Origin of the sequence: Kitasatospora sp. NBC_00240 (assembly GCF_026342405.1) — a bacterium.
In the GTDB taxonomy this organism is placed as follows: domain Bacteria; phylum Actinomycetota; class Actinomycetes; order Streptomycetales; family Streptomycetaceae; genus Kitasatospora.
The window spans coordinates 4,199,357-4,225,740 of the sequence record NZ_JAPEMU010000001.1 but is presented as its reverse complement, the minus strand read 5'-3'; the positions used below and the strand labels follow the sequence as shown (position 1 = coordinate 4,225,740).

22 protein-coding genes and 2 tRNA genes are annotated in these 26,384 nt (G+C 73.7%); 17 read left to right on the top strand and 7 right to left on the bottom strand.

The genetic code is table 11. From position 1 onward, the window contains the following. Positions 1-183 precede the first annotated feature (183 nt). Entirely contained in the window at positions 184-795 is a 612-nt protein-coding gene (locus OG689_RS17785) for a flavodoxin family protein (protein WP_266321525.1), read from the bottom strand. A gap of 137 nt (positions 796-932) precedes the next feature. On the opposite strand from OG689_RS17785, the gene OG689_RS17780 reads away from it, so the two are divergent. From OG689_RS17780 to OG689_RS17760, 5 genes are all read left to right on the top strand, one after another. Next, positions 933-1,511 carry a helix-turn-helix domain-containing protein gene (locus OG689_RS17780; RefSeq protein ID WP_266321523.1) on the top strand — a complete coding sequence of 193 codons (579 nt, stop codon included), beginning with the start codon at positions 933-935 and terminating at the stop codon, positions 1,509-1,511. Positions 1,512-1,580: 69 nt separating this feature from the next. Continuing rightward, positions 1,581-1,653, top strand: a tRNA-Thr gene (locus OG689_RS17775). Between the two features lie 217 nt (positions 1,654-1,870). Beyond that, positions 1,871-2,539, top strand: coding sequence for a LuxR C-terminal-related transcriptional regulator (locus tag OG689_RS17770; RefSeq protein ID WP_266321522.1), 669 nt, complete (start codon positions 1,871-1,873; stop codon positions 2,537-2,539). A gap of 472 nt (positions 2,540-3,011) precedes the next feature. After that, on the top strand, positions 3,012-3,986 hold the full coding sequence (gene galE, locus OG689_RS17765; protein WP_266321520.1) for a UDP-glucose 4-epimerase GalE: 975 nt from the start codon (positions 3,012-3,014) through the stop codon (positions 3,984-3,986). A gap of 215 nt (positions 3,987-4,201) precedes the next feature. Then, the gene (locus tag OG689_RS17760) at positions 4,202-5,242 is read left to right on the top strand and encodes a LuxR C-terminal-related transcriptional regulator (RefSeq protein WP_266321518.1); all 1,041 of its coding nucleotides are present in this window, start codon (positions 4,202-4,204) and stop codon (positions 5,240-5,242) included. Between the two features lie 134 nt (positions 5,243-5,376). Here OG689_RS17760 and OG689_RS17755 read toward each other — a convergent pair whose 3' ends face one another. Next, on the bottom strand, positions 5,377-5,874 hold the full coding sequence (locus OG689_RS17755; RefSeq protein ID WP_073924928.1) for a MarR family winged helix-turn-helix transcriptional regulator: 498 nt from the start codon (positions 5,872-5,874) through the stop codon (positions 5,377-5,379). 110 nt (positions 5,875-5,984) lie between these two features. Between OG689_RS17755 and OG689_RS17750 the strand changes: the two genes are divergently transcribed. Beyond that, a complete protein-coding gene (locus OG689_RS17750) occupies positions 5,985-6,806 on the top strand; it encodes a methyltransferase domain-containing protein (RefSeq protein ID WP_266321516.1) in 822 nt (273 codons plus the stop codon). A 47-nt stretch (positions 6,807-6,853) separates the two neighbouring features. Here OG689_RS17750 and OG689_RS17745 read toward each other — a convergent pair whose 3' ends face one another. Then, positions 6,854-7,582 carry a TetR/AcrR family transcriptional regulator gene (locus OG689_RS17745; protein ID WP_266321514.1) on the bottom strand — a complete coding sequence of 243 codons (729 nt, stop codon included), beginning with the start codon at positions 7,580-7,582 and terminating at the stop codon, positions 6,854-6,856. A 26-nt stretch (positions 7,583-7,608) separates the two neighbouring features. After that, positions 7,609-8,574: a fatty acid desaturase gene (locus tag OG689_RS17740; RefSeq protein ID WP_266321512.1), complete on the bottom strand. Its 966-nt coding sequence runs from the start codon at positions 8,572-8,574 to the stop codon at positions 7,609-7,611. Positions 8,575-8,762: 188 nt separating this feature from the next. Here OG689_RS17740 and OG689_RS17735 point away from each other — a divergent pair, with 188 nt between their 5' ends. From OG689_RS17735 to OG689_RS17705, 7 genes are all read left to right on the top strand, one after another. Beyond that, a complete protein-coding gene (locus OG689_RS17735; protein ID WP_266321510.1) occupies positions 8,763-9,452 on the top strand; it encodes a hypothetical protein in 690 nt (229 codons plus the stop codon). 13 nt (positions 9,453-9,465) lie between these two features. Then, positions 9,466-9,540, top strand: a tRNA-Gln gene (locus tag OG689_RS17730). Between the two features lie 141 nt (positions 9,541-9,681). Continuing rightward, entirely contained in the window at positions 9,682-11,157 is a 1,476-nt protein-coding gene (gene glmU, locus OG689_RS17725; protein ID WP_266321508.1) for a bifunctional UDP-N-acetylglucosamine diphosphorylase/glucosamine-1-phosphate N-acetyltransferase GlmU, read from the top strand. 203 nt (positions 11,158-11,360) lie between these two features. Next, entirely contained in the window at positions 11,361-12,338 is a 978-nt protein-coding gene (locus OG689_RS17720) for a ribose-phosphate diphosphokinase (protein WP_266321506.1), read from the top strand. A 357-nt stretch (positions 12,339-12,695) separates the two neighbouring features. Continuing rightward, positions 12,696-13,289: a 50S ribosomal protein L25/general stress protein Ctc gene (locus OG689_RS17715; RefSeq protein WP_266321505.1), complete on the top strand. Its 594-nt coding sequence runs from the start codon at positions 12,696-12,698 to the stop codon at positions 13,287-13,289. Between the two features lie 108 nt (positions 13,290-13,397). Next, positions 13,398-13,979: an aminoacyl-tRNA hydrolase gene (pth, locus tag OG689_RS17710; protein WP_266321504.1), complete on the top strand. Its 582-nt coding sequence runs from the start codon at positions 13,398-13,400 to the stop codon at positions 13,977-13,979. 250 nt (positions 13,980-14,229) lie between these two features. Continuing rightward, entirely contained in the window at positions 14,230-14,550 is a 321-nt protein-coding gene (locus OG689_RS17705) for a hypothetical protein (protein WP_266321503.1), read from the top strand. 243 nt (positions 14,551-14,793) lie between these two features. Here OG689_RS17705 and ppc read toward each other — a convergent pair whose 3' ends face one another. After that, positions 14,794-17,547: a phosphoenolpyruvate carboxylase gene (gene ppc, locus OG689_RS17700; RefSeq protein ID WP_266327233.1), complete on the bottom strand. Its 2,754-nt coding sequence runs from the start codon at positions 17,545-17,547 to the stop codon at positions 14,794-14,796. A 347-nt stretch (positions 17,548-17,894) separates the two neighbouring features. Between ppc and OG689_RS17695 the strand changes: the two genes are divergently transcribed. Then, positions 17,895-19,187 carry a histidine kinase gene (locus OG689_RS17695; RefSeq protein ID WP_266321502.1) on the top strand — a complete coding sequence of 431 codons (1,293 nt, stop codon included), beginning with the start codon at positions 17,895-17,897 and terminating at the stop codon, positions 19,185-19,187. A gap of 69 nt (positions 19,188-19,256) precedes the next feature. Here OG689_RS17695 and OG689_RS17690 read toward each other — a convergent pair whose 3' ends face one another. Both OG689_RS17690 and OG689_RS17685 read right to left on the bottom strand, forming a co-directional pair. Continuing rightward, a complete protein-coding gene (locus OG689_RS17690) occupies positions 19,257-19,754 on the bottom strand; it encodes an SUKH-3 domain-containing protein (RefSeq protein ID WP_266327231.1) in 498 nt (165 codons plus the stop codon). Positions 19,755-19,831: 77 nt separating this feature from the next. After that, positions 19,832-20,299, bottom strand: coding sequence for a YwqJ-related putative deaminase (locus tag OG689_RS17685; protein WP_266321501.1), 468 nt, complete (start codon positions 20,297-20,299; stop codon positions 19,832-19,834). A gap of 739 nt (positions 20,300-21,038) precedes the next feature. Between OG689_RS17685 and OG689_RS17680 the strand changes: the two genes are divergently transcribed. From OG689_RS17680 to OG689_RS17670, 3 genes are all read left to right on the top strand, one after another. Beyond that, entirely contained in the window at positions 21,039-22,040 is a 1,002-nt protein-coding gene (locus tag OG689_RS17680; protein ID WP_266321500.1) for an SMI1/KNR4 family protein, read from the top strand. Between the two features lie 63 nt (positions 22,041-22,103). Then, positions 22,104-24,545: an SUKH-4 family immunity protein gene (locus OG689_RS17675; RefSeq protein ID WP_266321499.1), complete on the top strand. Its 2,442-nt coding sequence runs from the start codon at positions 22,104-22,106 to the stop codon at positions 24,543-24,545. 199 nt (positions 24,546-24,744) lie between these two features. Beyond that, complete coding sequence (locus tag OG689_RS17670) at positions 24,745-26,334, top strand: hypothetical protein (RefSeq protein WP_266321497.1); 1,590 nt, start codon at positions 24,745-24,747, stop codon at positions 26,332-26,334. Positions 26,335-26,384 lie beyond the last annotated feature (50 nt).

Genomic DNA, 26,384 nt, shown 5'->3' with positions numbered 1-26,384 from the left:
GCCCGGACGATCTGCGCAACGCGCCGCCGCGGCCGGGCGGGACGCACCGAGCCGCCGGGCCCGTACCTCGTACGGGCCCGGCGGCGAGAAGCAGTCGCGGCGACCGACCGGACCGACCGGACCGACCGACCGACCGGACCGGCCGGCGGCCGCCCAGGCACCCGGGCCGTGCCCGGGGGCACCTCAGGCCGCGAGGGCGGCCCGTCCGGCCAGCACGACGGCGGTGTGCCGCGCGACCCGCTCGCCCAGGTGCTCGGCGGTCGCGATGTCGGCCTTGTGCACCGCCTCCGGCCCGCCGTCCGACGGCGTGGACGCGGCCGCGCCGTTGGAGAAGCCCAGCCGGTTGAGGTCGAACTCGCTCGCGGTGGACGCGTTCCAGCCCGGCTTCAGACCGAGGTTGACCCAGTGCATGCCGTGCTGGGCGGCCAGCGTCTGCAGGAAGCCCAGCGTGCCGGCCTTGTCGCCGCTCTTGGACGCCGAGTTGGTGAAGCCGGCCGCCACCTTGTCGTTCCACGCGCTCGCGAACCAGCGCTTGCTGCTGGCCTCGCCGAACACGTGGAAGGCGCCGGAGGCCGTGCCCATGTAGGTCGGCGAGCCGAAGACGATCGCGTCGGCGTCGTCCAGCTGAGCCCACTGCTCGTCGGTGATGGTGTCCACGGCGACGGTCACGACCGTGGCGCCCGCGGCGCCGGCGCCCCGGGCGACGGCCTCGGCCAGGACGGCGGTGTGGCCGTATCCGGAGTGGAAGGCGATGGCGACGGTCGGCCGGACGGCGGCGGGGCTGGTGGTGGTCATGGCGAAGCGACTCCTGGGTCGGAGGGGGAGGCAGTACGGGGACCGGCGGGGTCACCCCGCTCGGCGGTCTCCAATATAGACCAGGTCTCTATTGGTTACCAAGGCTGGATCGGAGACCGGCGGGCTACCCTGGTCCCATGACCATCCAGGAGCGGACGCCGACCCCCGCCCGACCGGGCCGCACACAGGAATCCACCCCGGCCCACCCGCCGCTGCCGGCCCACGGCAAGGGGCAGGCCCACAGCAAGGGGCAAGTTGGGCAGAACGACGAGCAGTGCCAGAGCGAGGAGCAGGAACTCGACGTCTTCGGGCGCTTCTGCCCCAGTCGCGGCATGTTCGCCGAACTCGCCGACAAATGGTCACTCCTGATCCTGATGAGCCTCGGCAAACTCGGCGAGCAACGCTTCTCCGAACTCCAGCGGGCCGTCGGCGGCGTCAGCCGCAAGATGCTCACCCAATCGCTGCGCACCCTCGAACGGCACGGCCTGATCAGCCGCACCGTCCACCCGCAGACCCCGCCCCGCGTCGTCTACGGCCTCCTCCCGCGCGGACGCGAGCTCGCCGACCTGGTCGCACCGCTCGGCCGCTGGACCGAACTCAACACCCCCGCGATGCTCGTCGCCTGCGAAGAGTTCGACACCTCCCACGACACCTCCCACGACGACGCCCACGACGACGCCGACGACCCCGCGCGGCACCCCCACCGCACCGCCTGAACCTGCCACGGCCACCGATTTCACTTTCCGGCCGACCACCCTGTACTGTCTTCCTTGTTCGACCGGTTCGCCCCTATAGCTCAGTCGGTAGAGCGTCTCCATGGTAAGGAGAAGGTCTGCGGTTCGATTCCGCATGGGGGCTCGGAAAAGAAGGACCCTCGCCAACGGCGAGGGTCCTTCTTCGCGTTCCGGACGCTACCGTGGAGCACCCGCACGAAGCACCCGCACGGTGCACCCTGGCGGATCGCGTACGGAATGCGCTCTGATGGTGCGTCATGCGCGGCCCGTCCGACCGAGCGGCCCCGCCCGGCCGGGCAACGGGCGCGACGGGCACCGCCGGACGGGACAAGGAGGGCACCGTGGGTGTTCGGCTCGTAGTGGTCGACGACCACCGACTGCTGGCCGAAGCACTGGCCACCGCCCTCCAGCTCCGCGGACACCGCCTGCTCGCCGTCGGCTCACCCGCCGGCGCCGCCTTCGACCTGCTCGCCGGCCGCCGACCCGAGGTCTGCCTGCTCGGCATCGCCGGCCCCGGCGAGCCCGGCGCCTTCGACGTCGTCCGGCGGATCCGCCGCGAACGGCCCGAGATCGCCGTGATCGTCCTCGGCCCCCTCGGCGAACTACGCGGCGTCGCCGCCGCCTTCGCCGCCGGCGCGGCCGGCTACGTCCGCAGCGACGAACGCATCGACGTCGTCGAACGAGCCGTCGCCCGGGTCCGCGGCGGCGAAGCCGCCGTCACCGCCGACCTGCTCCGCGGCGCCTTCGACCAACTGCTGCGCCCGACCGCCGATCCGGACGACGAGGCCCTGCGGCTGCTGCGCTCGCTGACCCGGCGTGAGATCCAGGTGCTGGTACGGATCGCGGAGGGCGAGGACACCCAGGCGATCGCCGCCGGAATGGGGATCGCCGCCAGCACCGCCCGCACCCATGTGCAGCGCGTCCTGACCAAGCTCGGCGCGCGGACCAGGCTGGAGGCGGCCGCGGTGGCGGCCCGCACCGGACTGCTGGAGCGGATGACCGGCGGCTGACCGGCCCCGAACGGCGGGCACCGCGGCCGCTCGGCGGCGCCCCGGGCGTCCAAGGCCCCGGCCCACGGACCGGCCCCGCCCTCCCGGCGCGGCCCACACCTCCCAGGGCCCACGGCCTCCCACCGCCCCGTGCCGCCCGCCGTCTCCTGCCGCCCGCTGTCTCCTGCCTCCCGCGGCGCACCGCGCGCCGCCCGAGGCTTCACCCGCTGCGCCGCTTGGTCCGGATCTGCCCAGGATCGTCCTGGTACCTCCGCAGATTTCCCGGCGCTCTGAATGTTGTCTGATGATGATAAATGTTTCATTATGTTTGATGTAGGGCGATCCCCGGCCCGGCTCCCGGGCAACCGGAGCCGCCGGGAATCCGTCGTACGGTAGGGCCCAAGTTCCTCGCCAGGGCGCGATCCGGCCTGGCGAAGCGTTCATCACCGGTCCGTCGCCCCGGGCGCGGACCGCCTGCGGGAGGTCACAGCACATGAGTAAGTACCTGGTCACCGGTGGCGCCGGCTACGTGGGCAGCGTGGTGGCCGCCCACCTGCTGGAGGCGGGCCACCAGGTCACCGTCCTGGACGACCTCTCCACCGGCTTCCGCGAGGGCGTACCCGCCGGTGCGGACTTCGTCCGGGGCCGCATCCAGGACGCCGCCGACGTGCTGGACTCCTCCTACGAGGGCGTGCTGCACTTCGCCGCCTCCTCCCAGGTCGGCGAGTCCGTGCAGGACCCGGAGAAGTACTGGCGCAACAACGTGGCGGGCTCGCTGGAGCTGGTCTCCGCGATGCGCAAGGCCGGCGTCCGCAAGCTGGTCTTCTCCTCGACCGCCGCCGTCTACGGCGAGCCCGAGAGCGTCCCGATCGCCGAGACCGCCCGGACCTCCCCGACCAGCACCTACGGCGCCACCAAGCTCGCCGTCGACCACCTGATCACCAGTGAGGCCGTCGCCCACGGCCTGGCCGCCGTCTCGCTGCGCTACTTCAACGTGGCCGGTGCCTACGGCAGCTACGGCGAGCGGCACGACCCCGAGTCGCACCTCATCCCGCTGGTCTTCCAGGCCGCCCTCGGGCAGCGCCCGCACATCGCCGTCTACGGGGACGACTACCCGACCCCGGACGGCACCTGCATCCGCGACTACATCCACGTCGCCGACCTGGCCGAGGCGCACCTGCTCGCGCTCGGCGCCGCCAGGTCCGGCGAGCACCTGATCTGCAACCTCGGCAACGGCAGCGGCTTCTCCGTCCGCGAGGTCATCGAGTCCGTCCGCCGGGTCACCGGCCGCGAGATCCCGGTGGTCACCTCCGAGCGCCGCCCGGGCGACCCGGCCGTCCTGGTGGCCTCCGCCCGTCGCGCCCACGAATCGCTCGGCTGGACCCCGCGCCGCCCGGAGCTCGACGAGATCGTCGCCGACGCCTGGCGCTTCACCGTGGAGCGGGCCGCCGGGCAGCAGGCGGACTGACCCCGCCGACCGACCCCGCCGGCACCCCACCGCCGGGCACCGGGCCGCGGCCGGGCACCCCGCACCGTCGGGCCCGGGCCGCGGCCCCGGCCGCCGAATGCCCAATTCCCCCTCTCCGGGCGAAACTTCACCGAACCCCCACCAGGTCGCCCCCTACCCCGTACGCTGATTGCGCCACCGGGTGGGGGCAGCGCCCTGGCAGGGGGGAGTGACAAGTGGGACGGATCCGCGTCCTGGTGGTCGACGACCACCGCATCTTCGCCGAGGCCCTGGCCGCGGCTCTGGCCGCCGAGAGCGACATCGAGGTCGGCGCCGCGGGAAGCGCGGGCGCGGCCGAACGAGCACTGGAACGCGCGGCCCGCGAGGGCCGCGCGTTCGACGTCGTCCTCGTCGACGCCGACCTCGGTACCGGGTCGTCGCCCCCGGCCGTCCGCCGGCCGGCCCAGATCCCCTTCGAGCCGCCCGCCCCGGCGCAGCCAGGAACCGCGCAGCCCGGCCCAGTACAGCCCGGCCCAGCACAGCCCGGCCTCGTACCGCCGCCGGCGGCCCCCGTCCTGCCCGTCCTGCCCGGCGTGCCCCCGCCCCGCCGCCCCGCCCACTCCGGCGCCGCCCCGCCCCCGGGCGCCGGCAGCACGGCGCCGCCGCCCGCCGCACCCCGGGCCGCCGAGCCATCGGCATCCGCCGAAGCCCCCCGCCGCCCCACCGAGAGCGGTACTCCGCCCCCCGACGGCATCACTCTGCTGGCCCGCGCCCGCCGCAACCACCCCGGTCTGCGCGCCGTCGTCCTCGCCGAGACGGACGACCCCCGCCGGGCCGCCCGCGCCCTGCACGCCGGAGCCTGCGGCTGGGTCGCCAAGGACAGCTCCCTGGCCCGCCTCACCGCCGTCGTCCGCGGCGCCCTGCGTGACGAGACCCATCTCCCGCCCGCCCTGCTCACCGGGGTCATCCGGGAGCTCACCACGGCCCGGCGCGACCGCACCGAGAGCGAGCGCCTGGTCGACAGTCTCACCCCTCGCGAGAAGCAGATCCTGCGCTGCATGGTCGCCGGACTCGGCCGGCAGGCCGTCGCCGAACGGCTCTACCTCTCCCCGCACACCGTCCGCACCCACATGCAGAACGTGCTCGGCAAGCTCGGTGTGCACTCCACCCTCGCCGCGGTGGCGGTCGCCCGCCGGGCCGGCGTCAGCCCCCCGGACCCGGGCACCCATCCCGCCCCGCCGCCGGTCGGCTCGACCCCCGCACCGGGCACGGGCTGAAACACCCAGGTGGTGCCCGGGCGCCGACGGGTTCCGGGCCGCACGCTGCCGGGGCTCAGGTTCGCGGGGTGGGCCGGGCCACCGGGGAAGGGCCGCCGGCACAAGGCCGTCGGGGGAGGGCCGCCGGGGAGGGGTTAGCCGGGGACGTTGTCGAAGGGGGCGACCAACTGGCGCAGCAGTCCCGCCAGCTCGCCCTGCTGGCCGGCCGACAGTTCGGCGAGCAGGGCCCGCTCGTGCGCGAGCAGGCCGGCCAGGGCCTGGTCGGCGCGGTCGCGGCCGTCGTCGGTCAGGCGGACCAGCACGCCGCGGCGGTCGTCCGGGTCGGGGAGGCGCTTGACCAGGCCCTTGCCGGTGAGGCGGTCGATCCGGTTGGTCATCGTCCCGGAGGTCACCAGGGTCTGCGTGAGCAGTTGCCCGGGGGAGAGCTGGTACGGCGACCCGGCCCGCCGAAGGGCCGTCAGGACGTCGAACTCCCAGGGCTCCAGGCCGTGCTCGGCGAAGGCGGTGCGGCGGGCGCGGTCCAGGTGCCGGGCGAGCCGGCTGACCCGGCTGAGCACCTCAAGTGGTTCCACGTCGAGGTCGGGGCGCTCACGGCGCCATGCTGCGACCAGGCGGTCGACCTCGTCCTCCATGACGATCAGTGTATCGGGGGTTGTGTCGATGTGAAGTCTCTTGACGTCGAGAAATGTTAAGCGCATGCTGCCGATGGATATCTTGATATCGAGATACTTGTGAGGACATCATGACCACCACGCACTGGGACCCCGCGCAGTACCTCAGGTTCGCCGACGAACGAACCAGGCCCCTGCACGACCTGCTCGCCCGCGTCCACACCCTCCCCGAACCCCGCACCCCCACCGTCCTCGACATCGGCTGCGGCCCCGGCAACTCCACCGCCGTCCTGCGCCGACGCTGGCCCCACGCCCACCTCACCGGCATCGACAACTCCCCCGACATGCTCACCACCGCCCGCACCCAGGGCGAACCCCACGCCCGCTACCTCCTCGCCGACGCCCGCACCTACGACCCCGCCCCCGACCACCCCGACCTCATCGTCAGCAACGCCACCCTGCAATGGCTGAACCCCGACCCCACCGGGCCCACCACCCAGCACGGCCACCTGTACCTGCTCCCGACCTGGACCGCCGCCCTCCGCCCCGGCGGCACCCTCGCCTTCCAGGTCCCCGGCAACTTCGACGCCCCCAGCCACACCCTGCTCACCGAACTCCGCCGCACCCCCCGCTGGCAACGTCTCCTCGGCCGCGAGGCCACCCGCGCCGGCGTCCACACCCCCGCCGAGTACCTCGACACCCTCACCGGCGCCGACTGCACCGCCGACGTCTGGGAAACCACCTACAGCACCCTGCTCAGCGGCCCCGACCCCGTCCTCGAATGGGTCAAGGGCACCGCCCTGCGCCCCGTCCTCAGCCGGCTCACCGACCCCGCCGACCGGACGGCCTTCCTCGCCGAGTACGGCGCCCTCCTGCGCGAGGCCTACCCCCCAGCCCCGCACGGCACGGTCTTCCCGTTCCGCCGGATCTTCGCCGTCGCCGTCCGGAACTGACTCCGCCGGAACCGAGTCGGGGCGACCGGCACCCACCCGGGCGCCGCTCAGGTCTTCCGGTCACCCACCAGCTTCGGATGCCGCTCCATACCCTCCAGGCCGTGCCAGGCCAGATTCACCAGATGCGCCGCGACCTCAGCCTTCCCCGGCTTACGCACCTCCAGCCACCACTGCCCCGTCAGCGCCACCATCCCCACCAACATCTGCGAATACATCGGCGCCAACCGCGCATCGAACCCCCGGGCCTTGAACTCCAGCCCCAGAATGTCCTCCACCTGCGTCGCGATGTCACTGATCAACGACGCGAACGTCCCCGTCGACTGCGCCACCGGCGAATCCCGCACCAGGATCTTGAAACCGTCCGTCGACGTGTCGATGTAATCCATCAACGCGAACGCCGCCTGCTCCAGCAGCTCCCGCGAATGCCCCCCGGTCAACGCCCCCGTCACCATGTCCAGCAACAGCTGCATCTCGCGGTCGACCACCACCGCGTACAGCCCCTCCTTGCCCCCGAAGTGCTCGTACACCACCGGCTTCGACACCCCGGCCCGCTCGGCGATCTCCTCCACCGACGTCCCGTCGTACCCCCGCTCGGCGAACACGGAGCGCCCGATGTCGAGCAGCTGCTCACGGCGCTGCTTGCCGGTCATCCGGACCCGGCCGCCGCGCGGCCGGGCCGCCGGGGCAGCGGCACGCCGACCGGGCGAGGCACCCGTCGCGGCCCCCGTCCGCGAAGTCCGCCGGCCGTCCGCGCTGTCTCCGTTGCTCCCGTTCACCCCTACATCATGCTGCAGCCGACGGGTCATGCGGCGCGGCGGGCGGCGATCCGCTCCGCGTCCGGCCAGCGGACGTCCCGTGCCCAGCCGGCCTGCTCGAACCACCGGATCAACCGGGCGGACGAGTCGATCTGCCCGCGCAGCACACCGTGCCGGGCCGAGGTCGGGTCCGCGTGGTGCAGGTTGTGCCAGGACTCCCCGCACGAGAGCACCGCCAGCCACCACACGTTGCCCGAGCGGTCCCGCGACTTGAACGGCCGGTCCCCGATCGCGTGGCAGATGGAGTTGATCGACCAGGTCACGTGGTGCAGGAGCGCGACCCGCACCAGCGAGCCCCAGAAGAACGCCGTCAGCGCCCCCTGCCAGGACATCGTGACCAGCCCGCCCACCAGCGGCGGAATCAGCATCGAGATCAGCGTCCAGAGCCAGAACAGCCGCGAGATCGCCCTTATGGCCGGGTCGGCGATGAGGTCCGGCGCGTACTTCGCCTGCGGGGTCTGCTCCTCGTCGAAGAGCCAGCCCATGTGCGCCCACCACAGGCCCTTCAGCAGGGCCGGGACGCTCTCGCCGTAGCGCCAGGGCGAGTGCGGGTCGCCCTCCTTGTCGCTGTAGCGGTGGTGCTTGCGGTGGTCCGCCACCCAGCGCACCAGCGGCCCCTCGATCGCCAGGCTCCCCGCCACCGCCAGGGCCAGGCGCAGCGCCCGGTTCGCCTTGAAGGCACCGTGGGTGAAGTAGCGGTGGAAACCGATGGTGATCCCGTGGCAGGCCACGAAGTACATGACCGTCGCGATCGTGAGATCGAGCCAGCCCAGACCCCAGCCCCAGGCCACCGGCACGGCGGCCAGCAGAGCCACGAACGGCACGGCGATGAACAACGCGAGCGTGATCCGCTCGGCCGCTCCCTGCTTCTCACCGCCGCGGGTGGCGGAGATCAGCTGCTGGGGCGAGGGGTCGGGCGGCGAGGTGCGTTCTTGGCCGGCCTGGACAGTCATGGGGCATCCCTAGAGGGAGGGGGAGGGGAGCCTACGTAGGCGTAACCTACGGCATCGTAGGTTGACGGGCACCTCCAAGGGAAGTGCGCCGCGAGTGATCCCAACAGGGCTTTAGCGTTTTCACCCGAACGGATGGTCGACCCCGAAACCCGCCAGTAGCCCCACCAGGGGTCGCCAGACTCACCGCCATGAGAGCCAGGACCGAACACCGCGAAACCGCCCGCCGCCTGCGCGCCGAGGGCCGCACGTACGACGAGATCCAGGCTGCGCCGGGGGTCTCGAAGAGTTCCATATCGCTCTGGGTGCGGGACGTTCCGGTGCCGAACGCGGACGGGATACGCCGGGACCGCATGCGCCGTGCGGCCGAGACCCGCTGGGGGCCGGTTCGATCCCAGCGGGACGAGGAGCGCAGGGCGACCAAGGCAGCCGCCGCGGCGGAGATCGGGCCGTTGAGTGATCGCGACCTCTTCCTGGTCGGCATCGCCCTGTACTGGGCGGAGGGGAGCAAGGACAAGCCCTACGACCGCCGGGAGAGCGCCGCCTTCATCAACAGTGACCCCGACGTGGTGTCGGTGTACCTGTCCTGGCTGCGTCTGCTCGGGTTCGGCGAGGAGCGGTGGCGGCTGCGTGTGTCAATCCACGAAAGCGCCGACGTCGCAGCCGCAGAGCTGTTCTGGGCGGGGTTGGCCGAGGTGCCGGTGGAGCGGCTCAGCCGCTCCACGCTCAAGCGCCACAATCCCACGACGGTCCGAAAGAACGTCGGTGACAATTACCGCGGGTGCCTCGTCGTCAGTGTGCTCGACAGTGCCGACCTCTATCGCAGGATCGAGGGGTGGTGGTCCCGCATAGTGGTGGAGACGGCGCGGCGAAAGCCGTAGGGTGTGCTTGCCATCCCCGGTTGCTCTGCTGGCATGGGCGCCCAGACTTTGAATCTGGTGGTCGTAGGTTCGATTCCTGCCCGGGGAGCCCTAACCCCTTCGTGTGTGCATCGCGAGCAGGCCGTTTCCGCCCCCCGGTTATCCTCGTAGCGCCGAGGCACGGACGTGCGCTTTCGCTGAGCCTCAGGCTGTTCTGCCCTCTCTGCGAACCGACCGAGGAGCCTCCAGCGTGAGTGCCAATTCCCCTGCCGCTGTCATCGTGCTCGCCGCCGGCGGCGGGACGAGGATGAAGTCGAACAGCCTGCCGAAGGTGCTGCACGAGGTGTGCGGACGGTCCCTGGTGGGCCATGCGGTGGCTGCCGCGCAGGAGTTGGGCCCGGAGCAGCTGGTCGTCGTGGTGGGCCACATGCGCGAGAAGGTGGAGGCGCACCTGGCGGCGGGGTACCCGGCGGCGCGTTCGGTGGTGCAGGTGGAGCAGAAGGGCACCGGCCACGCGGTGCGGACGGCGCTGGAGGCGCTGGCGGAGTCGGGTGTGGAGCTGGACGGCACCGTGGTGGTGACGACCGGGGACGCTCCGCTGCTGACGGGGTCGACGCTGTCGTCGCTGGTGGGGGCACACGAGGAGCAGGGCAACGGGGTGACCGTGCTGACGGCGGTGGTGCCGGACGCGTTCGGTTACGGGCGGATCCTGCGGGACGACGTGGACGGCGCGGTCGCGTCGATCGTCGAGGAGAAGGACGCGACGGACGCGCAGCGGGCGATCGCGGAGATCAACTCGGGGGTGTACGCGTTCGACGCGAAGCTGCTGGCGGAGGCGTTGGGGCGGGTGACGACGGACAACGTGCAGGGTGAGGAGTACCTCACGGACACGTTGGAGATCCTGCGGACCGGGGGTCACCGGGTGGGTGCGGTGGTGGCGGGTGATTTCCGGGACATTCTGGGGATCAACGACCGGGTGCAGTTGGCGCAGGCGCGTCGGCTGCTGAACGACCGCCTGGTGGAGCGGGCGATGCGGGCGGGTGTGACGGTGGTGGATCCGGCGTCGACGTGGCTGGATGTGCAGGTGAGTTACGAGCCGGACGCGGTGGTGCTGCCGAACACGCAGTTGCAGGGTTCGACGCATCTGGGTGAGGGGTGCGAGGTGGGTCCGAACTCGACGCTGAAGGACACCCGGGTGGGTGCGGGGGCGCATGTGAGCAACACCACGGCGGATCGTGCGGTGGTGGGTGAGGCGGCGTCGGTGGGGCCGTACGCGTATCTCCGTCCGGGGGCGGTGCTGGCCCGCAAGGCGAAGGTCGGGACGTACGTGGAGATCAAGAATTCGGAGCTGGGTGAGGGTGCGAAGGTGCCGCACCTGTCGTACATCGGGGACACCACGATCGGTGAGGGCACCAACGTCGGTGCGGCTTCGGTGACGGTGAACTACGACGGGGTGAACAAGCACCGGACGGTCATCGGGGCCCACTGCCGTACGGGTTCGGACAACATGTTCATCGCGCCGGTGACGATCGGGGACGGTGCCTACACGGCGGCGGGTTCGGTGATCACGAGCGATGTGCCGGCGGGTGCGTTGGGGGTGAGCCGGGCGCAGCAGCGGAACATTCCGGGTTGGGTGGAGCGGAAGCGTCCGGGGACGTCGTCGGCGGAGGCGGCTGCGGCGGCGGGCGCTGCGGGTGCTGGGGTTGATGGGGTGGCCGGGGTCTGACGGGGCTGGTCGGGGGGTCCGAGGGCTGGTACCGGAGCGGACGCTTATCGCTCGGGCGCGTAACCTGGAGGTCATACGTGCGCCATTGGGCTTTCGGCCTGTGCTGGGGCGTACCGCCAATCCCCGACCTTCATCGCTTCAGGTGGTTGCCTGCCCGCGGTGCGGCGGGTTCATGTGCGTAAGCAACACGAGGAGACGGTGCAGTGAGCGGGATCACGACGTCGGGTGAGAAGAAGCTGAAGCTCTTCTCCGGCCGTGCCCACCCTGAGCTGGCGAAGGAGGTGGCCGCGTCGTTGGGCACCGAGCTCGTCCCGACGAAGGCGCTGGACTTCGCCAATGGTGAGATCTACGTGCGGTTCCTGGATTCGGCGCGTGGTGCGGACTGCTTCGTGATGCAGAGCCACACGGCTCCCATCAATCAGTGGATCATGGAGCAGTTGATCATGATCGATGCGCTGAAGCGGGCTTCGGCGCGCAGCATCACCGCGATCCTGCCGTTCTACGGGTATGCCCGGCAGGACAAGAAGCACCTGGGCCGGGAGCCGATCTCGGCGCGTCTGGTGGCGGACCTGCTGGCTGCGGCGGGTGCGGACCGGATCATGGCGGTGGATCTGCACACCGCGCAGATCCAGGGCTTCTTCTCCGGGCCGGTGGATCATCTGTTCGCGCTGCCGCTGCTGGCGGACTACGTGGGCGAGAAGGTGGACCGCTCGAAGCTGACCATCGTGTCGCCGGACGCGGGCCGGGTGAAGGTGGCGGACCAGTGGTCGGACCGTCTGGGTGCGCCGTTGGCGATCATCCACAAGCGTCGTGACATGACGCAGGCGAACACGATCCTGTCGGCCGAGGTCGTCGGTGACGTCAAGGACCGGGTCTGTGTGCTGGTCGACGACATGATCGACACGGCGGGCACGATCTGTGCGGCGGCGGACGCGCTGTTCGAGAACGGTGCGGCGGACGTGATCGTGGCGGCGACGCACGGTGTGCTGTCGGGTCCGGCGGCGGACCGGCTGAAGAACTCGCGGGTGAGCGAGTTCGTGTTCACGAACACGCTGCCGACGCCGGGCGAGATCCAGCTGGACAAGATCACCACGCTGTCGATCGCGCCGTCGATCGCGGCCGCGATCCGCGAGGTGTTCGAGGACGGTTCGGTGACGAGCCTCTTCGAGGGCGTGCACTGATTCTTCGGGTCCGGGTGCCTGCCGGCGCCCCGGCGGTGAGCCGTCGGGTGTGCGTGGGTGGGCGTTGACGATCTGTTCGGCGGCGGTCCTGGTCCCTTCGGGGCCGGGGCCGCTGTCGATTTCACGGTTGACTGCCGGTGCGGTTAGACTCGTGAGACTGCTCGGCGAGGGATGTCGTGTGCCTGTTCTGCGGGTGTGCGCTCCGTGATCGACGCGCTGCTCAGGCCGGTTCTGCCGGTTCCTGGCAGAGGTCGTAGGCCGCCGAGTGACCCCCAAACGTACTTGTGGGTGTGGTCCCGGCGGTTTTTTCGCGTTGCCTGCACCCCCGCGCCAGTTCTTATTCCGAGGAGTGCAGTCGTGTCCGAGATCCGCCTTGACGCCGAGACCCGTACCGAGTTCGGCAAGGGTGCCGCCCGTCGTGCCCGTCGCGCCGGCTTCGTCCCCGGTGTCGTCTACGGCCACGGCCACGCCCCGGTGCACCTGAACCTGCCGAGCCACGCGCTGATGATGGCGCTGAAGACCCCGAACGCCCTGCTGGTCGTGCCGATCGAGGGCAAGGACGAGTTCGTCCTCCCGAAGGCCGTGCAGCGTGAGGCCATCAAGCGCACCATCGAGCACGTCGACCTGCTGCTGGTGAAGCGCGGCGAGAAGGTCACCGTCGAGATCCCGGTCATCGCCGAGGGCGAGCTGGCCCCCGGTGGCAACCTGCTCGAGCACGTTCTGAACTCCCTGCCGGTCGAGGCCGAGGCCACCCACCTGCCCGAGTCCGTGACCGTCTCGGTCGAGGGCCTGGAGGCCGGTGCCTCGATCACCGCCGGTGACATCGCGCTGCCGAAGGGCACCACGCTGGCCGTCGAGGCCGACACCGTCGTCCTCCAGGTCATCGGCGCCCAGGCCTCGCAGGCCGACGCCGACGCCGAGGCCGCCGAGGCCGTGGCCGCCGAGGCCTGAGCCTCACCCCCTGCTTGAGACCGCTGCCCCGGCCCTCCGCCGCCATGGAGGGCCGGGGCAGCGGTGTGTCCGGGATGATGTGCTGGACGGCACGTTGAGGAGCGGTTGATGAGCGACGACGAGTACACAGGGCCCTGGCTGGTGGCCGGTCTGGGCAACCCGGGGGAGGGCTACGCCCGCAACCGGCACAACATCGGGTTCATGGTGGCGGACCTGTTGGCGCAGCGGATGGGTGCGAAGTTCAAGGCGCACAAGAGCCGGGCGCAGGTCGCGGAGGGGCGGCTGGCGGGGCAGCGGGTGGTGCTGGCGAAGCCGATGACGTTCATGAACCTGTCGGGTGGTCCGGTGACCGGGCTGCGGGATTTCTACAAGGCGCCGACGTCGTCGATCGTGGCGGTCCACGACGAGCTGGACATCGACTACGCGACCCTGCGGTTGAAGCTGGGTGGTGGTGACAACGGGCACAACGGGCTGAAGTCGATGACGAAGTCGCTGGGGCCGGGGTACTACCGGGTGCGGTGCGGGGTGGGTCGGCCGCCGGGGCGGATGGAGGTCGCGGACTTCGTGCTGAAGGACTTCTCGGCGGCGGAGCGCAAGGAGCTGGACTGGTTCGTGGACCGGGCCGCCGACGCGGTGGAGGCGTTGGTGTCGGAGGGGCTGGAGCGGGCGCAGGCGAACTACAACTCCTGACCGGGTGTCATTCCACCGGTGCCGGCGGCGGGGTGGGCGTCGCGGTGGCCGGTGGTCCGGCCGGTTCGTTCCGGCTGCCGGTGTGTCGGGCGCGGGTCGGTGCGGGTGCTCCGCGGTGGGCCGGGGCGTCCCGTGCGGGGTACGCAACGGTGTTACAACGCTTGGCCGTGCTCGTCCGGTCCGGCGTGGGACGCGTGGGGCGGATCGGATACGGTCGGTCGAGTACGCGATGGGGTCTGGGGAGTGCTCGATGCGGAGTTTGCGGCGGGTGCGGCGGTTGCGTCGCACGCGGGTGGTACGGCTGGCGAGGCTCGGCCGGCGGGTCGGTACGGCGGGCGCGGTGGGGGTGCTGATCTCGATGGCCGGCCCGGCCCACGCGGAGGGCTCGGAGCCCGGTACGGGGGTGGCTTCCTCCCCGGCGCCGGCCTCGGCGGAGTTCGCGCCGGTGCTGAGCGACTCGGTCGGCGGGGACGCGGGCCTGGTCGCGGTGGGCGGCGGCCTGGTGGTGGTGGCCGGGGGTGCGGCGCTGTGGCTGAAGCGCCGCCGTTCAGGGGTGCTGGAGCAGCACTGAACCGGTGACCGGTCGCGGTGCCCGGTGAGCGGCCGTGGTGCCGCCCGCCCGGCGTGGCGTGGCGTGGCGTGGTGAGGTGGACGTACGGCCGTGGGCCGGTTTCCGGGTGACCGGGGCCGGCCCGGTGTGTTGTCCGGGGCCTTGGGGGTTCGCCGGGGGCCGGCCGGGCGGGCCCCCGGACGGCAGCGCGCCCGCCGGCGGGGTGCCGGCGGGCGCGATACGTGCGGTCGTGCGCGGGTGCGGTCAGCCGGTGTTGCGCAGGCCGGCCGCGATCCCGTTGACGGTGAGCAGTAGCGCGCGGGCGCGCAGCGGGTCCTCGGGGCGTCCCTGGGCGACGAGTTCGCGCTGGCGGCGCAGCAGGGCGACCTGGAGGTAGGAGATCGGGTCGAGGTAGGCGTCGCGGACGGCGAAGGTCTGCTTCAGCACCTCGTTGTGCTCCAGGAGTTCGCTCTCGCCGGTGAGGCGCAGCACCTCCTTGAGGGTGAGCTCGTGCTCGGCGACGATCTGGTCGAAGACGTGGTGCAGTTCGGCGGGGACGAGCTGCTCGACGTAGTGGCGGGCGATCCGCAGGTCGGTCTTGGCCAGCGTCATGGCGACGTTGGACAGGAAGTTCTGGAAGAAGTGCCACTGGCCGTGCATCTCGTCCAGGACGTCGCCGAGGCCGGCCGCGCGGGCGGCGGCGAGGCCGGAGCCGACGCCGTACCAGCCGGGGACGATCTGGCGGGACTGGGTCCAGCCGAAGACCCAGGGGATGGCGCGCAGGCCGTCGAGGCCGGCGCCGGAGTCGGGGCGGCGGGAGGGGCGGGAGCCGAGGTGCAGGGAGGCGAGCTGGTCGACGGGGGTGGCCGCGAAGAAGTACTTCGGGAGGTCCTCCTGCTCGACGAGGGCGCGGTAGGAGTCGTGGGCGGCCTGGGAGACCTGGTCCATGGCGGCGTCCCAGCGGGCCAGTTCCTCGGGGGCCTGGCGGGGCGCGGTGTGCAGGGCGGAGGCGGCGAGGGTGGCGGAGATGGTGAGTTCGAGGTTCTCGCGGGCCAGTGAGGGCAGCAGGTACTTGTCGGAGATCACCTCGCCCTGCTCGGTGACCTTGATCTCGCCTTCGAGGGTGCCCCAGGGCTGGGCGAGGATCGCCTCGTGGGAGGGGCCGCCGCCGCGGCCGACGGTGCCGCCGCGGCCGTGGAAGAGGCGCAGTCGGATGCCGTAGCGGTGGGCGACGTCGCGCAGCCGGCGCTGGGCGCGGTGGATCTCCCACTGGGAGGTGGTGATGCCGCCGAACTTGGAGGAGTCGGAGTAGCCGAGCATGACCTCCTGGATGTCGCCGCGCAGGGAGACGAGCAGCCGGTAGGAGGGGTCGGAGAGCATCTCGTCCAGGATGCGGTCGGCTTCCTGGAGTTCGTCGGTGGTCTCCAGCAGCGGGACGATGCCGATCTTGGCGATGCCGGCGTGCAGGTCGATCAGGCCGGCCTCGCGGGCGAGGACGGTGGCGGCGAAGACGTCGTCGGCGCCCTGGCACATCGAGATGATGTAGCTCTCGACGATCTCGTCGCCGAAGCGCTCGAAGCCTTCGCGGATGGTGTTGAAGACGCCGAGGGTCTTGGTGCCGGCTGCGTCGAGCGGGGCGGGGGTGGGGGCGAGCGGGCGGCGCGAGCGGAGTTCCTTGGCGAGCAGCTTCTGGCGGTACTCGCGGGGCATGTCGGCGTAGCGCCAGGCCTCTTCGCCGAGCCGGTCGAAGAGCTGGCCGAGGGCGTGGTGGTGGGCCTCGGCGTGCTCGCGGACGTCCATGGTGGCGAGCTGGAGGCCGAAGGCCTCGATGGTGCGGATGGCGCGGGCGAGGCGGCCGTCGGCGATGAGTTCGCCGCGGTGGCTGCGCAGCGAGTCCTGGATGAGCCGCAGGTCGGCGACGAGGTCGCGGGTGCCGCGGTAGTCGCGGCCTTCGACGTGCGGGGTGCCGTGGGCGAGGCGCTCGCGGGTGTTCTCCAGCTTGAGGCGCACGCAGGTGGCCTTGAGCCGGTAGGGCTCCTCGGCGTTCATCCGCTTGTAGCGGGGGCTGAGCTCGGGGAGCAGGTGGAGGTCGTTGTTGAGGGAGGCGAGGAGTTCGACGGAGGCGCCGGCGAGCCGCTCGGAGGTGGAGAGGGAGTTGCGCAGGTCGTCGACGGCGGCGAGGGCGTCCTTGATGCCGTACTCGTGCTGCAGGTTGAGGACGTCCCAGGTGACCTGCGGGGTGACGTTGGGGTTGCCGTCGCGGTCGCCGCCGATCCAGGTGCCGAAGGTCAGCGGCCGGACGCCCTCGGGGAGGGTGAGGCCGACCCGGGCGAGCTCCTCGTGGAGTTCTTCGAGGACCTCGGGGACGGCGTCGCGGTACAGCTCGTCCAGGTAGTAGACGGCGTTGCGGGCCTCGTCGGTGGGCTCGGGGCGGGCGATGCGCAGCTCGTCGGTCTGCCAGAGCAGGTCGATGACCTCGGCGAGGCGGCGGTCGGCCTGGCGCTTGGCGGAGGAGTGCCGGGCGGGGTCGGTGGTGGAGAGGCCCGAGGCGACGTGCTCGCGGTGGATGCGCTCCAGCAGCTCGCCGATCCGGCGGAGCTTGTTGAGGACGCTGCGGCGGGCGGCCTCGGTGGGGTGTGCGGTGAAGACCGGGCGTACGGCCAGGTGGGCGAGGGTGTCCTCGAGGTGCTTGGGGTCGGCCTCGGCGAGCTGGTCGGCGGTCTGGGCGAGCAGCGAGCCCTCGCGGGCGCGGCGGGTCGCGAACTCGCGGCCGCGGTGCACCTGCTCGGTGACGTTGGCGAGGTGGAAGTAGGTGGAGAAGGCGCGGACGAGCTTGCCCGCGGTTTCCAGGTCGATGTCGGAGAGGAGTTCGGCGGTCGCCTCGCCGTCGGTGCGGCTGAGCAGGCGGACCTGCTCGACCAGGCCCAGCAGCTGCGGGCCCTCCTGACGGACGAGCGTCTCGCCGAGCAGGTCGCCGAGGCGGCGGATGTCCGCGCGCAGGGCTGCGTTGTCTGCGATCGGACCTGCGGCGGCGTTGGGACTGTCCGCCGGGGTGGGGACCGGAGCGGTCACGGCTGGCTCCCTGTGGTGGTGGGGTTCGGCAACGGCTCTTGTCACCTGGGTGACGGTGACGCGTGCGGACCGCGCTGTCCGACGCGACCAGCATAGGTGGGTGGGTGGCTCGCGTCCGAGAGGTGGCCGGATCGCGGACACGTCCGGTCGTTCGGGGCGGTCGGCGGTGAGAGGTCTGGACCACTTGGCGGGGGTCGGCGAGGCCCGGCGGGGGGCGCGAGGACAGCCGCAGGGACGGTCGCGGACGGGGAATCCGATGGGGCCGGATCGCCCCAGCGCCTAGGCTGTCAGGTATGAGTAACCCGCCTGGGGAGGCAGCGCCGCCGGTCCGGCCGCTGTGGTGGTGGAAACGGCGCCGTAGCGCGTTCCTGGACATCGGGCTGGCCGTGCTGGCCGGCCTGGAATGCGCATTCGGGGCGTACCAGTTCGTCGGCAACCGGCTGGGGATGGGCCTGCCGCTCGCGGTCCTGGCCGTGGTGCTCGGGGTGCTGGCGGGGGCGTCGCTGGTGGTGCGCCGGCGCTGGCCGGCGGTGCCGGTGCTGATGGCGCTGCTGTTCCTGCCGGGGCTGTCCGGCGTGATCCTGCTGATGGTGTCGCTGTACACGCTGGCGGCGACCTGGGAGTGGCCCTCGCGGCGCCGGCGGGTGGTGGCCCTGTCGGGGCTGGCGTTCGTCGAGTCGGTGGGGATGGTGCTGACGGCGATGCTCGCCCCCGGCACCTCGGCGCCCTCGCCGGAGGTGGGCGGGCCGCCGCTGTGGGGCCTGGTCCTGCTGGCGGTGCTGGTCGGGGTGGCGTTGACGGTTCCTCCGGTGGTCACCGGGCTGTACGTGGGGGCGAAGCGGCGGCTGGTGGAGTCGCTGAAGGACCGTGCGCACGGGCTGGAGACCGAGCTGGACCTGCTGGCCGAGCAGGCGCAGGAGCGGGCCCGCCGGGCGCGGCTGGAGGAGCGCACCCGGATCGCCCGGGAGATGCACGACGTGGTCGCGCACCGGGTGTCCCTGATGGTGGTGCACGCCGGTGCGCTGGAGCGGATCGTGGCGAAGGATCCGCAGAAGGCGGCGCAGAGCGCCAAGCTGGTGGCGGAGGTCGGCCGGCAGGCGCTGGACGAGCTGCGGGAGATCCTCGGGGTGCTGCGGATGGCCGAGGAGCCGGGCGCCGGGTCCGGCGAGCAGGCGGACGGGCTGGCCGGGCTGCCGGGCCTGGTCGACCAGTCGAAGGCGGCCGGGATGACCGTCACCTTCACGGTCAGCGGGGCGCGCCGCCCGTTCAGCACCGAGGCGGAGCGGACGGCCTTCCGGGTGGTCCAGGAGGGGCTGACCAACGCGCACAAGCACGCGGGCGGGGCGCTGGTGGCGGTGCTGCTGGCGTACGTGCCGAACGGGGTCCGGGTGGCGGTGGTGAACGGCTGCCCGGCGGCGGGGGAGCGGGTGGGCCTGCCGAGCGGGGGCAACGGGCTGGTCGGGATGCGCGAGCGGGTGGTGGCGCTGGGCGGCACCTTCCGGGCCGGGCCGGAGTGCGACGGCGGTTTCCGGGTCGAGGCGGTGTTGCCCTCGCGGCTGGCACTGCAGAGCGAGCGGCTGGGCTGAGCGGGCGCCGGGCCGTGCGGGCGGTCGAGCCGGCCCGGTGCCCGGGGCCCGATGCCCGGGGCGGCCGGGTCAGGCCGGCGGCGGACCGGTGCGCAGGCGCTCGGGGACGGTGCCGAGCAGCAGGGTGCTGACCGCCTGGTCGACGCCCTCGCCGAGGAACCACTCGCCGGTGTGGTCCAGGCTGTAGACCCGGCCCGCCTCGTCGATGGCGAGCAGCGCCCGGCCGTACATCTCCTCGCCGAGCGGGGCGAGCTTGGTGTCCAGGGCGCGGCCGAGGTCGGCCAGGGTGCGCGGCTGGTGCAGGCCGCAGAGCGGGTCGAGCAGGAACGGCGTGCGGGCCAGTTCGCGTCCGGCGCCGGACGGTTCGAAGTGCAGGCCGCCGAACTCGGCCCAGGCCTCCACCGCCGCCGGGAACACCGAGTGCCGTACGCCGTGCGCATCGCCGGGGGCGCCGTACCCGGCGAGGGCGTCGGCCCACTCCTCGGCCTGCTGGATCTGCCAGCGGCCGGGGTGCCAGCCGGCCTGCTTGAGCTCGGCGGCGACGTCGGCGGGAAAGCGCGGCCGCAGCCGGGCGGGGGTCTGACTGAGCGGGTTCAGAGCGTGCTCCAGCGATCGGGGACAGGGGTCGTGCGGCGGGGCGGCGGTCAGGCGCCGGGGGGCCCGACGGCGACGCTCTGGACGTTCAGGTGTTCCAGCAGCGGCTCGCAGGACCGGCACGGCGGCGCGTGGGTGCCGTGCGAGGGGTCGTGCTCCTCCCGGATCCGGACGGTGGTCAGCCGGGCGCCCTTGAGGGACTTGCGGGCCTCGCCCAGGCTGAGCGGTTTGCGGGCGGCGCGCTTGGAGCGGCCGGCGTCCACCGTGGTCAGGTGCTGGGAGAGCAGGACGGCCTCCGGGCAGTGCCCGGTGAACCGCTCCCGGTGCTCGATCGGCAGGGCGTCCAGGAAGTCGCCGACCAGCGGGTGCAGGCCGGGTCGGTGCTCGGTCTTGTCGCCGGCGAGGGTGAGCACCTCGCCGCCGCGCAGCGAGAGGGCGGCCGCGACGGCGGGCAGCAGGCTGTCGCGGAGGTGGCGCAGCAGGGGGGCGCCGGCCGGGGTGGTCTCCTCGACGGTCATACGGCCTCCTCCTTCTGCGTGGCGTCCGCTCCGGTCGCCGCTCGGTCCGTCCGGGCCGGTGGTCCGGTTGTCCGTCCGTCCGGTCCGTCCGTCCGGGCTACCGGCGGGTAGTGCCCTGGCGTGGGCCTACGGCGGTTCGGACCGGCTTCGGCCCGGGCCCAAGCCTGTCAAACGCCACTGTCAGTCGGTCACCCGGGGTGTTGGGCCGGGGAGAGAAGGATGGGGCATCGGCGGCCCGGAACGCGGGAGGCGGGGCCGGTGCACACGCGGTGGGGGCCGGATCTGCACGCTGTCCTCACGAATCGGGCCCGGATCGGCCCTGGACAGGCCCGGATCGGCGCTGGACCGGCGCTGGACCGGCTTCGTACCGGCCCCGGTCGAGCGGATCCCGGCAGGTGGCGGCGGGTGGGCCGTGCGACGGCCGGCGACCGGGACGCCGGGCGCCGGGGCGGCCGGGCGGGCACCGGTCGCGGCCGGCAACTCCGCGGCCCGAAAGCGCTGTTGGGGCAGTCTCTGGCGGGGCGGCGCGGTGCCGGGCAGGGGGCCCGGCGAGGGCGTACCCGCGGCGGCCGGGCGATGCGGCGGCCCCGCCGGGCGGCCGGGCGGCCGGGGGCGGGGCGTGGCACCCCGTCGGCCGCTGCGGCCTGCTCGGACGAACCTCCAGGCGGGGCGACCGTGCTCCGGGCCGACCCCCTACCCTGGTGTCCAGCAATCGGCTTCAGTAGGTGGGGGCTCCCAGATGACGACAGGTCGGCCCGGCACCGCCGCCGCGCCCAACGGGGCGTACGCGGGCCAGGTGGTGCAGTTCCCGGACCCGGTACGGGCGCAGAGGCATCCCGCCGGGGTCCGGGTGGACGAGTACGGGTACCCGGACTTCAGTGCGTACGCCGCGGCCGCCGCCGAGGTCGCCGACCCGCCGGACGGCTTCGGGGTCGACGAGCTGAGACTGACCGACTTCGTCTCGGCGAACGCCGCGCTGTTCACCCAGGGCCACGAGCTCTGGGCCGACCTGGACACCGCCGTCGCCACCCCGCCCGGCTGGACCTGGCACCACGCCGTCGGGCGGGCCGCCCCGGGCTGGCGCCGGATGGAGCTCGTCCCGGTCGAGGTGAAGGCGCTGCTGCGGCACCACGGCGGGCTGGCCCGCTCCACCGCCGACCACGGCCGGCGCGGCACCCGCCCGCTCCAGGAGCACCGCCCGGTGCACTTCTCGCTGGCCAAGGACGGCGGCGACCCGCTGAGCGTCCCGGAGGACCTGGTCCAGCGGGCGGAGGAGCGGCTGGGGTACCGGCTGCCCGGCGCCTACCGCAACTTCCTCAAGGTGGCCGGCGGCCGCACGCCGGCCGGCGTCGCGCTCGACACCGAGTACGGACTGCTGCTCGACCAGCCGTTCCTGACGCTCAGTGAGGAGTACGGGGTCGACGACCTCGTCTACGCCAACAAGTGCCTGCGGGACCACCTGACCAAGGACTACCTCGCGATCGCGTACGTCCAGGGCGGCCTGCTGGCGATCAAGGTCCGTGGCGAGGGCACCGGCTCGGTCTGGGCCTGCCTCTACGACGACGCCCGGGACGCCGGCGGTCCGGAGGCGCCGGAGGACCGGGTGGCGCGGCTGCTGCTGCCCTGCGGGGACGACTTCGACGCGTTCCTGCTCCGGCTGGCCGGCAGCCCGCCGGAGCTGGAGACGGTCGCGGAGCTGATGGTGGACGGCGGGTTCGCCCGGGCCGTCCCGGTGCGCTGAGATGCGCGGCGGGCGGCGGGCGGGGCAGGCAACAGATGGTGAGCGGACAGGGGTGAACCGGGCGTGGTGACGTACGCGCAGGCGCAGGCGGTCGCGGACGACTGGATCAATGGCGGGGTGCCGCGCTCGCAGCAGCGCGAGGTACGGGTCCGGGAGTTCGACCTGGGCTTCGTGTGCTGGTCGGTGGACCCGGCCGAGGGCCCGGCGGGCGACGGCGGCGAGGTACGGCTGGTGATCGCCCGGGACACCGGGGCGAGCACCCTGTGGCCGGCCCTGCCGGTGAACGAGGTCGTCCGGCAGTACGAGGAGGTCTACGGACGGCCCGTGGGGGCGAACCCGGCGGGTGCCGCCCGACCGGCCCCGGGTCCGGTCGAGGCGACCTCGTTCCTGCTCAGCCCGCCGCAGTGGCTGCAGGAGGCCGGCGCGGCGGCGATCGCGGCGGAGGCCGCGCGGCTCGGCGCGCCCGCACCGGCCGCCCAGCAACCGGCCCCGGCCCCGGCACCGGCCCCGACACCCGCCGCCCCGCCCGCGCCCGAGCCGGAGTTCGCCGGCGGGTACGGCCAGGGCGCCGGGCCCGCCGTCCTCAGCACGCCGCCCGCCTCCGACCGCCCGGCCGGGGATGCGCCGACCATGCTCGCCCCGCCGTCCGGCCGGGACGCGCCCGCGCCGCCCGCCGGCGGCGAGGCCGCCACCGTGCTGCTGCCCGAGGGGATGCCCGCCGGCCCCCCGGCGCCGCCCGGTGCCACACCGCCGTTCCCGGCCCAGCAGCAGGCCGCCGACGGGTACGCGCCGACCGTGCTCGCCCCGCCCGGCGGCCCGCCGGGCCTGGCCGGGCTGCCCGGCGCGCCCGGCACCCCGCAGCCCCCGGTCGACCACGCCGCCACGATGCTGGCGCCCCCGGAGGGCCTGCCCGGCGCTCCGGGCGTGCCCGGTCCGCCCGTGGTCGGCCCCGGCGTCGACCACGCGCCGACCATGCTGGCCTCGCCCGACGCGGCGCCCGGCCTGATGGGCCTGCCCGGCGCCCCCGCGGCCCCCGGCCCGGCCGGCCTCGGCCGGTCCGGTTCCAGCGCCCCGCCGCCCCCGCCGCCCGCCGACCTGCGCGGCGGCGCCGGGCCCGCCCAGGGCGGTGCCGGCCGCGGTGCGAGCGCCCCGCCGCCGCCTCCGCCGGGCGGACTGCGCCAGTCCCCCGGCGTCGCTCCGGCGGCCGGCGGCCTCGGCCGATCCGGTTCCAGCGCCCCGCCGCCGCCCCCGCCGCCCGGGCTGCGCGGCGCCGACGGCCCGCCCGCGCCGGCCCCCGCCGCCGCGCCGCCCGGCGCCCCGGGCGGTCCGGCCGCAGGTGTCGCGTACGAGCGGACCCAGCTGGCCCACGCGGTCGAGCTGCCCGGCGGCCCCGGCACGCCGCGCCCGGCCGTGCCGCCGGCCGGCTACGGCTACCCGGGCGCCGGTGCGCCCGGGGCCGCGGGCCCGGCCGTCGCGCCCGCCGTGGTGCCGCCGCCCGCCCCCGGCCCGCAGGGCCCGCCGGTGCCCCCCGGGGTCCCGGTGGTCGGCCCCGGCTACTTCGCCGCGCTCAGCTACCGGGCCCCCGACGGCTCGGAGCAGAAGCTGCTGCAGCGCAGCGAGCCGGGCACGCCGCACCCGGAGTGGAAGATCCTCCAGGAGCTGCGCCGGCTGAACGTCCCGCCGGAGCAGGTGCTGGAGCTGTACACCGAGCTGGAGTCCTGCGACCTGCCGGGCGGCTACTGCGCGCGGATGATCCGGGCGTCCTGGCCGAACGTGCGGCTGACCCACACCGCCGGCTACGGGCGGGACCAGCAGGCCCGGCAGGCCGGGATGTCCCACCTGCTGGACCATCTGGACGAGCTGCACCAGCTGGCCTCCGCCCCGCAGCGCCCGCGCCCCGTCCGGGCGCCGCTGCCGGCGCCGGGCAGTGTGCCGCCGCTGCCGCCGCTCCCGCCGCAGCAGCTGGCGGCGGAGCTGGGCCAGGCCTTCGGGCCGGCCGTGTTCCGCTTCGAGCAGCGCGCGGTCTCCCGCCAGGGGGTGCCGGAGCCGGTCGCGCAGACCCTGATGTGGGCCGGTCTGCCGCGGGACTTCGGGCCGTTCTTCTGGGCCCAGGCGCAGGAGGGCCGCCCGATCCCGACGCTGGCCGAGCTGGCCGCCGAGCGGGGCGTCCAGGGCGGGCCGGACTTCGGCGGCTACCTCGTTCTCGGCAACGACTACGGGCGCCAGCTGTGCGTGCAGTACGGCACGGCGGCCGTGGTGGCGGTGGACCTGGAGGGCGGCGGGGAGCCGCCGCGCTTCGTGAACACCGGCGTGCCGGAGTTCGTCCGTTCGCTCGCCCTGCTGGGCCGGATGTGGCGGCTGCGGTACTCGCTCACCCCGGACCAGGCGGGCCGCTGGACCACCGACTTCCAGACCCAGCTGGCCGCGGTCGACCCGGCGGCGCTGCAGTCGGCGGACACCTGGTGGGCGGTTCTTCTCGAACAGTTCTGGGACGGTCTGCTCTAGCGGATCGCCGCAGGTGACGGGGGCGTACCGGCCTCGGGTACGGCCCCCGTCCGTGTCGGCACGGCGGTGCCTCGTTGGGGTTTCGCCACGATCTGCGCAAAATAGGTCAAGAGGACGGTCGTACCCGCCCGCTCCTCGCCACGCATCGATTCGTCCCGGCCCTGGGCTCCGCAGCCCGTGATCACGAGGGGAAGAGCCCATGAGCGACGCCGTCTCCCAGTACGGCTTCACCGTTGGCCGGCGTGGCTACGCGCCCGAACAGGTCGACCGGTCGCTGGTCGCGTTGACCGCCCAGCGGGACGCCGCCTGGGAGCGGTTGAGCGTGCTCGGCGCCGGCCTGCGGGAGATGGAGAAGCGGCTCGCCGACATCCAGCAGGCCGCCGAGAACGCGCCGGAGCCCGACTACAGCGTGCTCAGCGAGCAGGCCGCCGGGCTGGCCGCCGGGGCCGAGGCCGAGGCGCTGGCGGTCCGCGAGGCCGCGGAGCGCTTCGCCGAGGACACCCGGGACGAGGTCTACGAGGCCGGCCAGGCGCTGGCCCGGGCCGCCGAGGAGTACGCGGCCGCCCTGCGCGCCGAGTCCGACCAGGCCGCCCGGCGCAGCGAGGAGCGCACCCGGGCCGAGGCCGAGAAGCTGCGCGGCGAGGCGGACCGCGACGCCCGCGGCGTTCGGGACGCCGCCACCGCGCACGCCGCCAAGGTGCGGGTGGCCGCCGCCGAGGCCTCCGAGCAGGCCGAGGCGGCCCTGGCCGACCTGCGCCGCAGCGCGGACGAGATGTTCGCCGCCGCGGTGGTGAAGGCCGACGCCGAGGACGCCAAGATCACCATGACCGCGGAGCGCCGGCTCAAGGAGGCCGAGCAGTTCCGCGAGACGGTGCTCAGCCAGATCAAGCAGTCGGACGCCGAGGCCCAGGCCAAGGCGGACCAGCTGATCGACCGGGCCCGCCGGGAGGCGGAGCGGGTCAACGCGATCAGCGAGCAGGAGCAGTCGGAGTTCGAGACCCGCTACGAAGTGGTCCAGCAGCACCTCGACCACATCAAGGGCACCCTGGCCTCGCTGACCGGCGCGGCCGTCGGTGCCGTGGAGCCCGAGCCGGAGCCCGGCCCGCAGGTCGCCGCGGTGCCCGCGGCCGACGCGGCGGCGGGCGAGGACGCGGTCGTGGCCGAGCCCGTCGTGGTGGGGGGCACCGTCCAGCTGCGGTCGGTGGCCCGCCCGGCGGCCCGTCCGGTGGACTCCGAGGCGGACACCGGGGAGATCGTGCTGACCGTCGACGCGCCTCCGGCGGCCGAGGACGCCCGGGAGGCGGGATTCCCGGCGGCCGTCCCCGCGACCGCCCCGGCCCCGGTGCAGGCGGCCGTCCCCGCGCCCGGCGGCGGTCAGTCCGTGCCGGGCGACGCGGCCACCGAGGTGCTCCCGGTGACGCCCGCCGAGCCCGGTTTCGTGCCCGGCCGGGTCGCTCCGGCCGCCTCCGCCGACGCCTTCGCGGACGCTCCCGCCGTGGGGCCGGCGCCCGATTCGGTGGTGCCGCCGAAGCCGGCCGCCGCGCCGTCGGCCGGTGTGTCGTCGAGCGGTGTGCCGTCGAGCGGTGCCGCGCCGGCCGGTGCCGGGTCGGGCGATGCCGGGTCGGGCGGATCGGCGCCGGGTGCTGCCGCGCCCGCCGCTGCCGCCTCCGCCGGCGCGCCGCCGGCCGGTGGTGAGGAGGTCGCGACCCGGATCATTCCGAAGATCGTGATCGTGGACGACGGCTCCGACTACGCGACGCCCCACACGGTCGTTCCCCGCCGCAAGTGACCGCGGCCGGCGGCTGACCGCCGTCCGGCCGCCGGCCGTGACCACGTCCG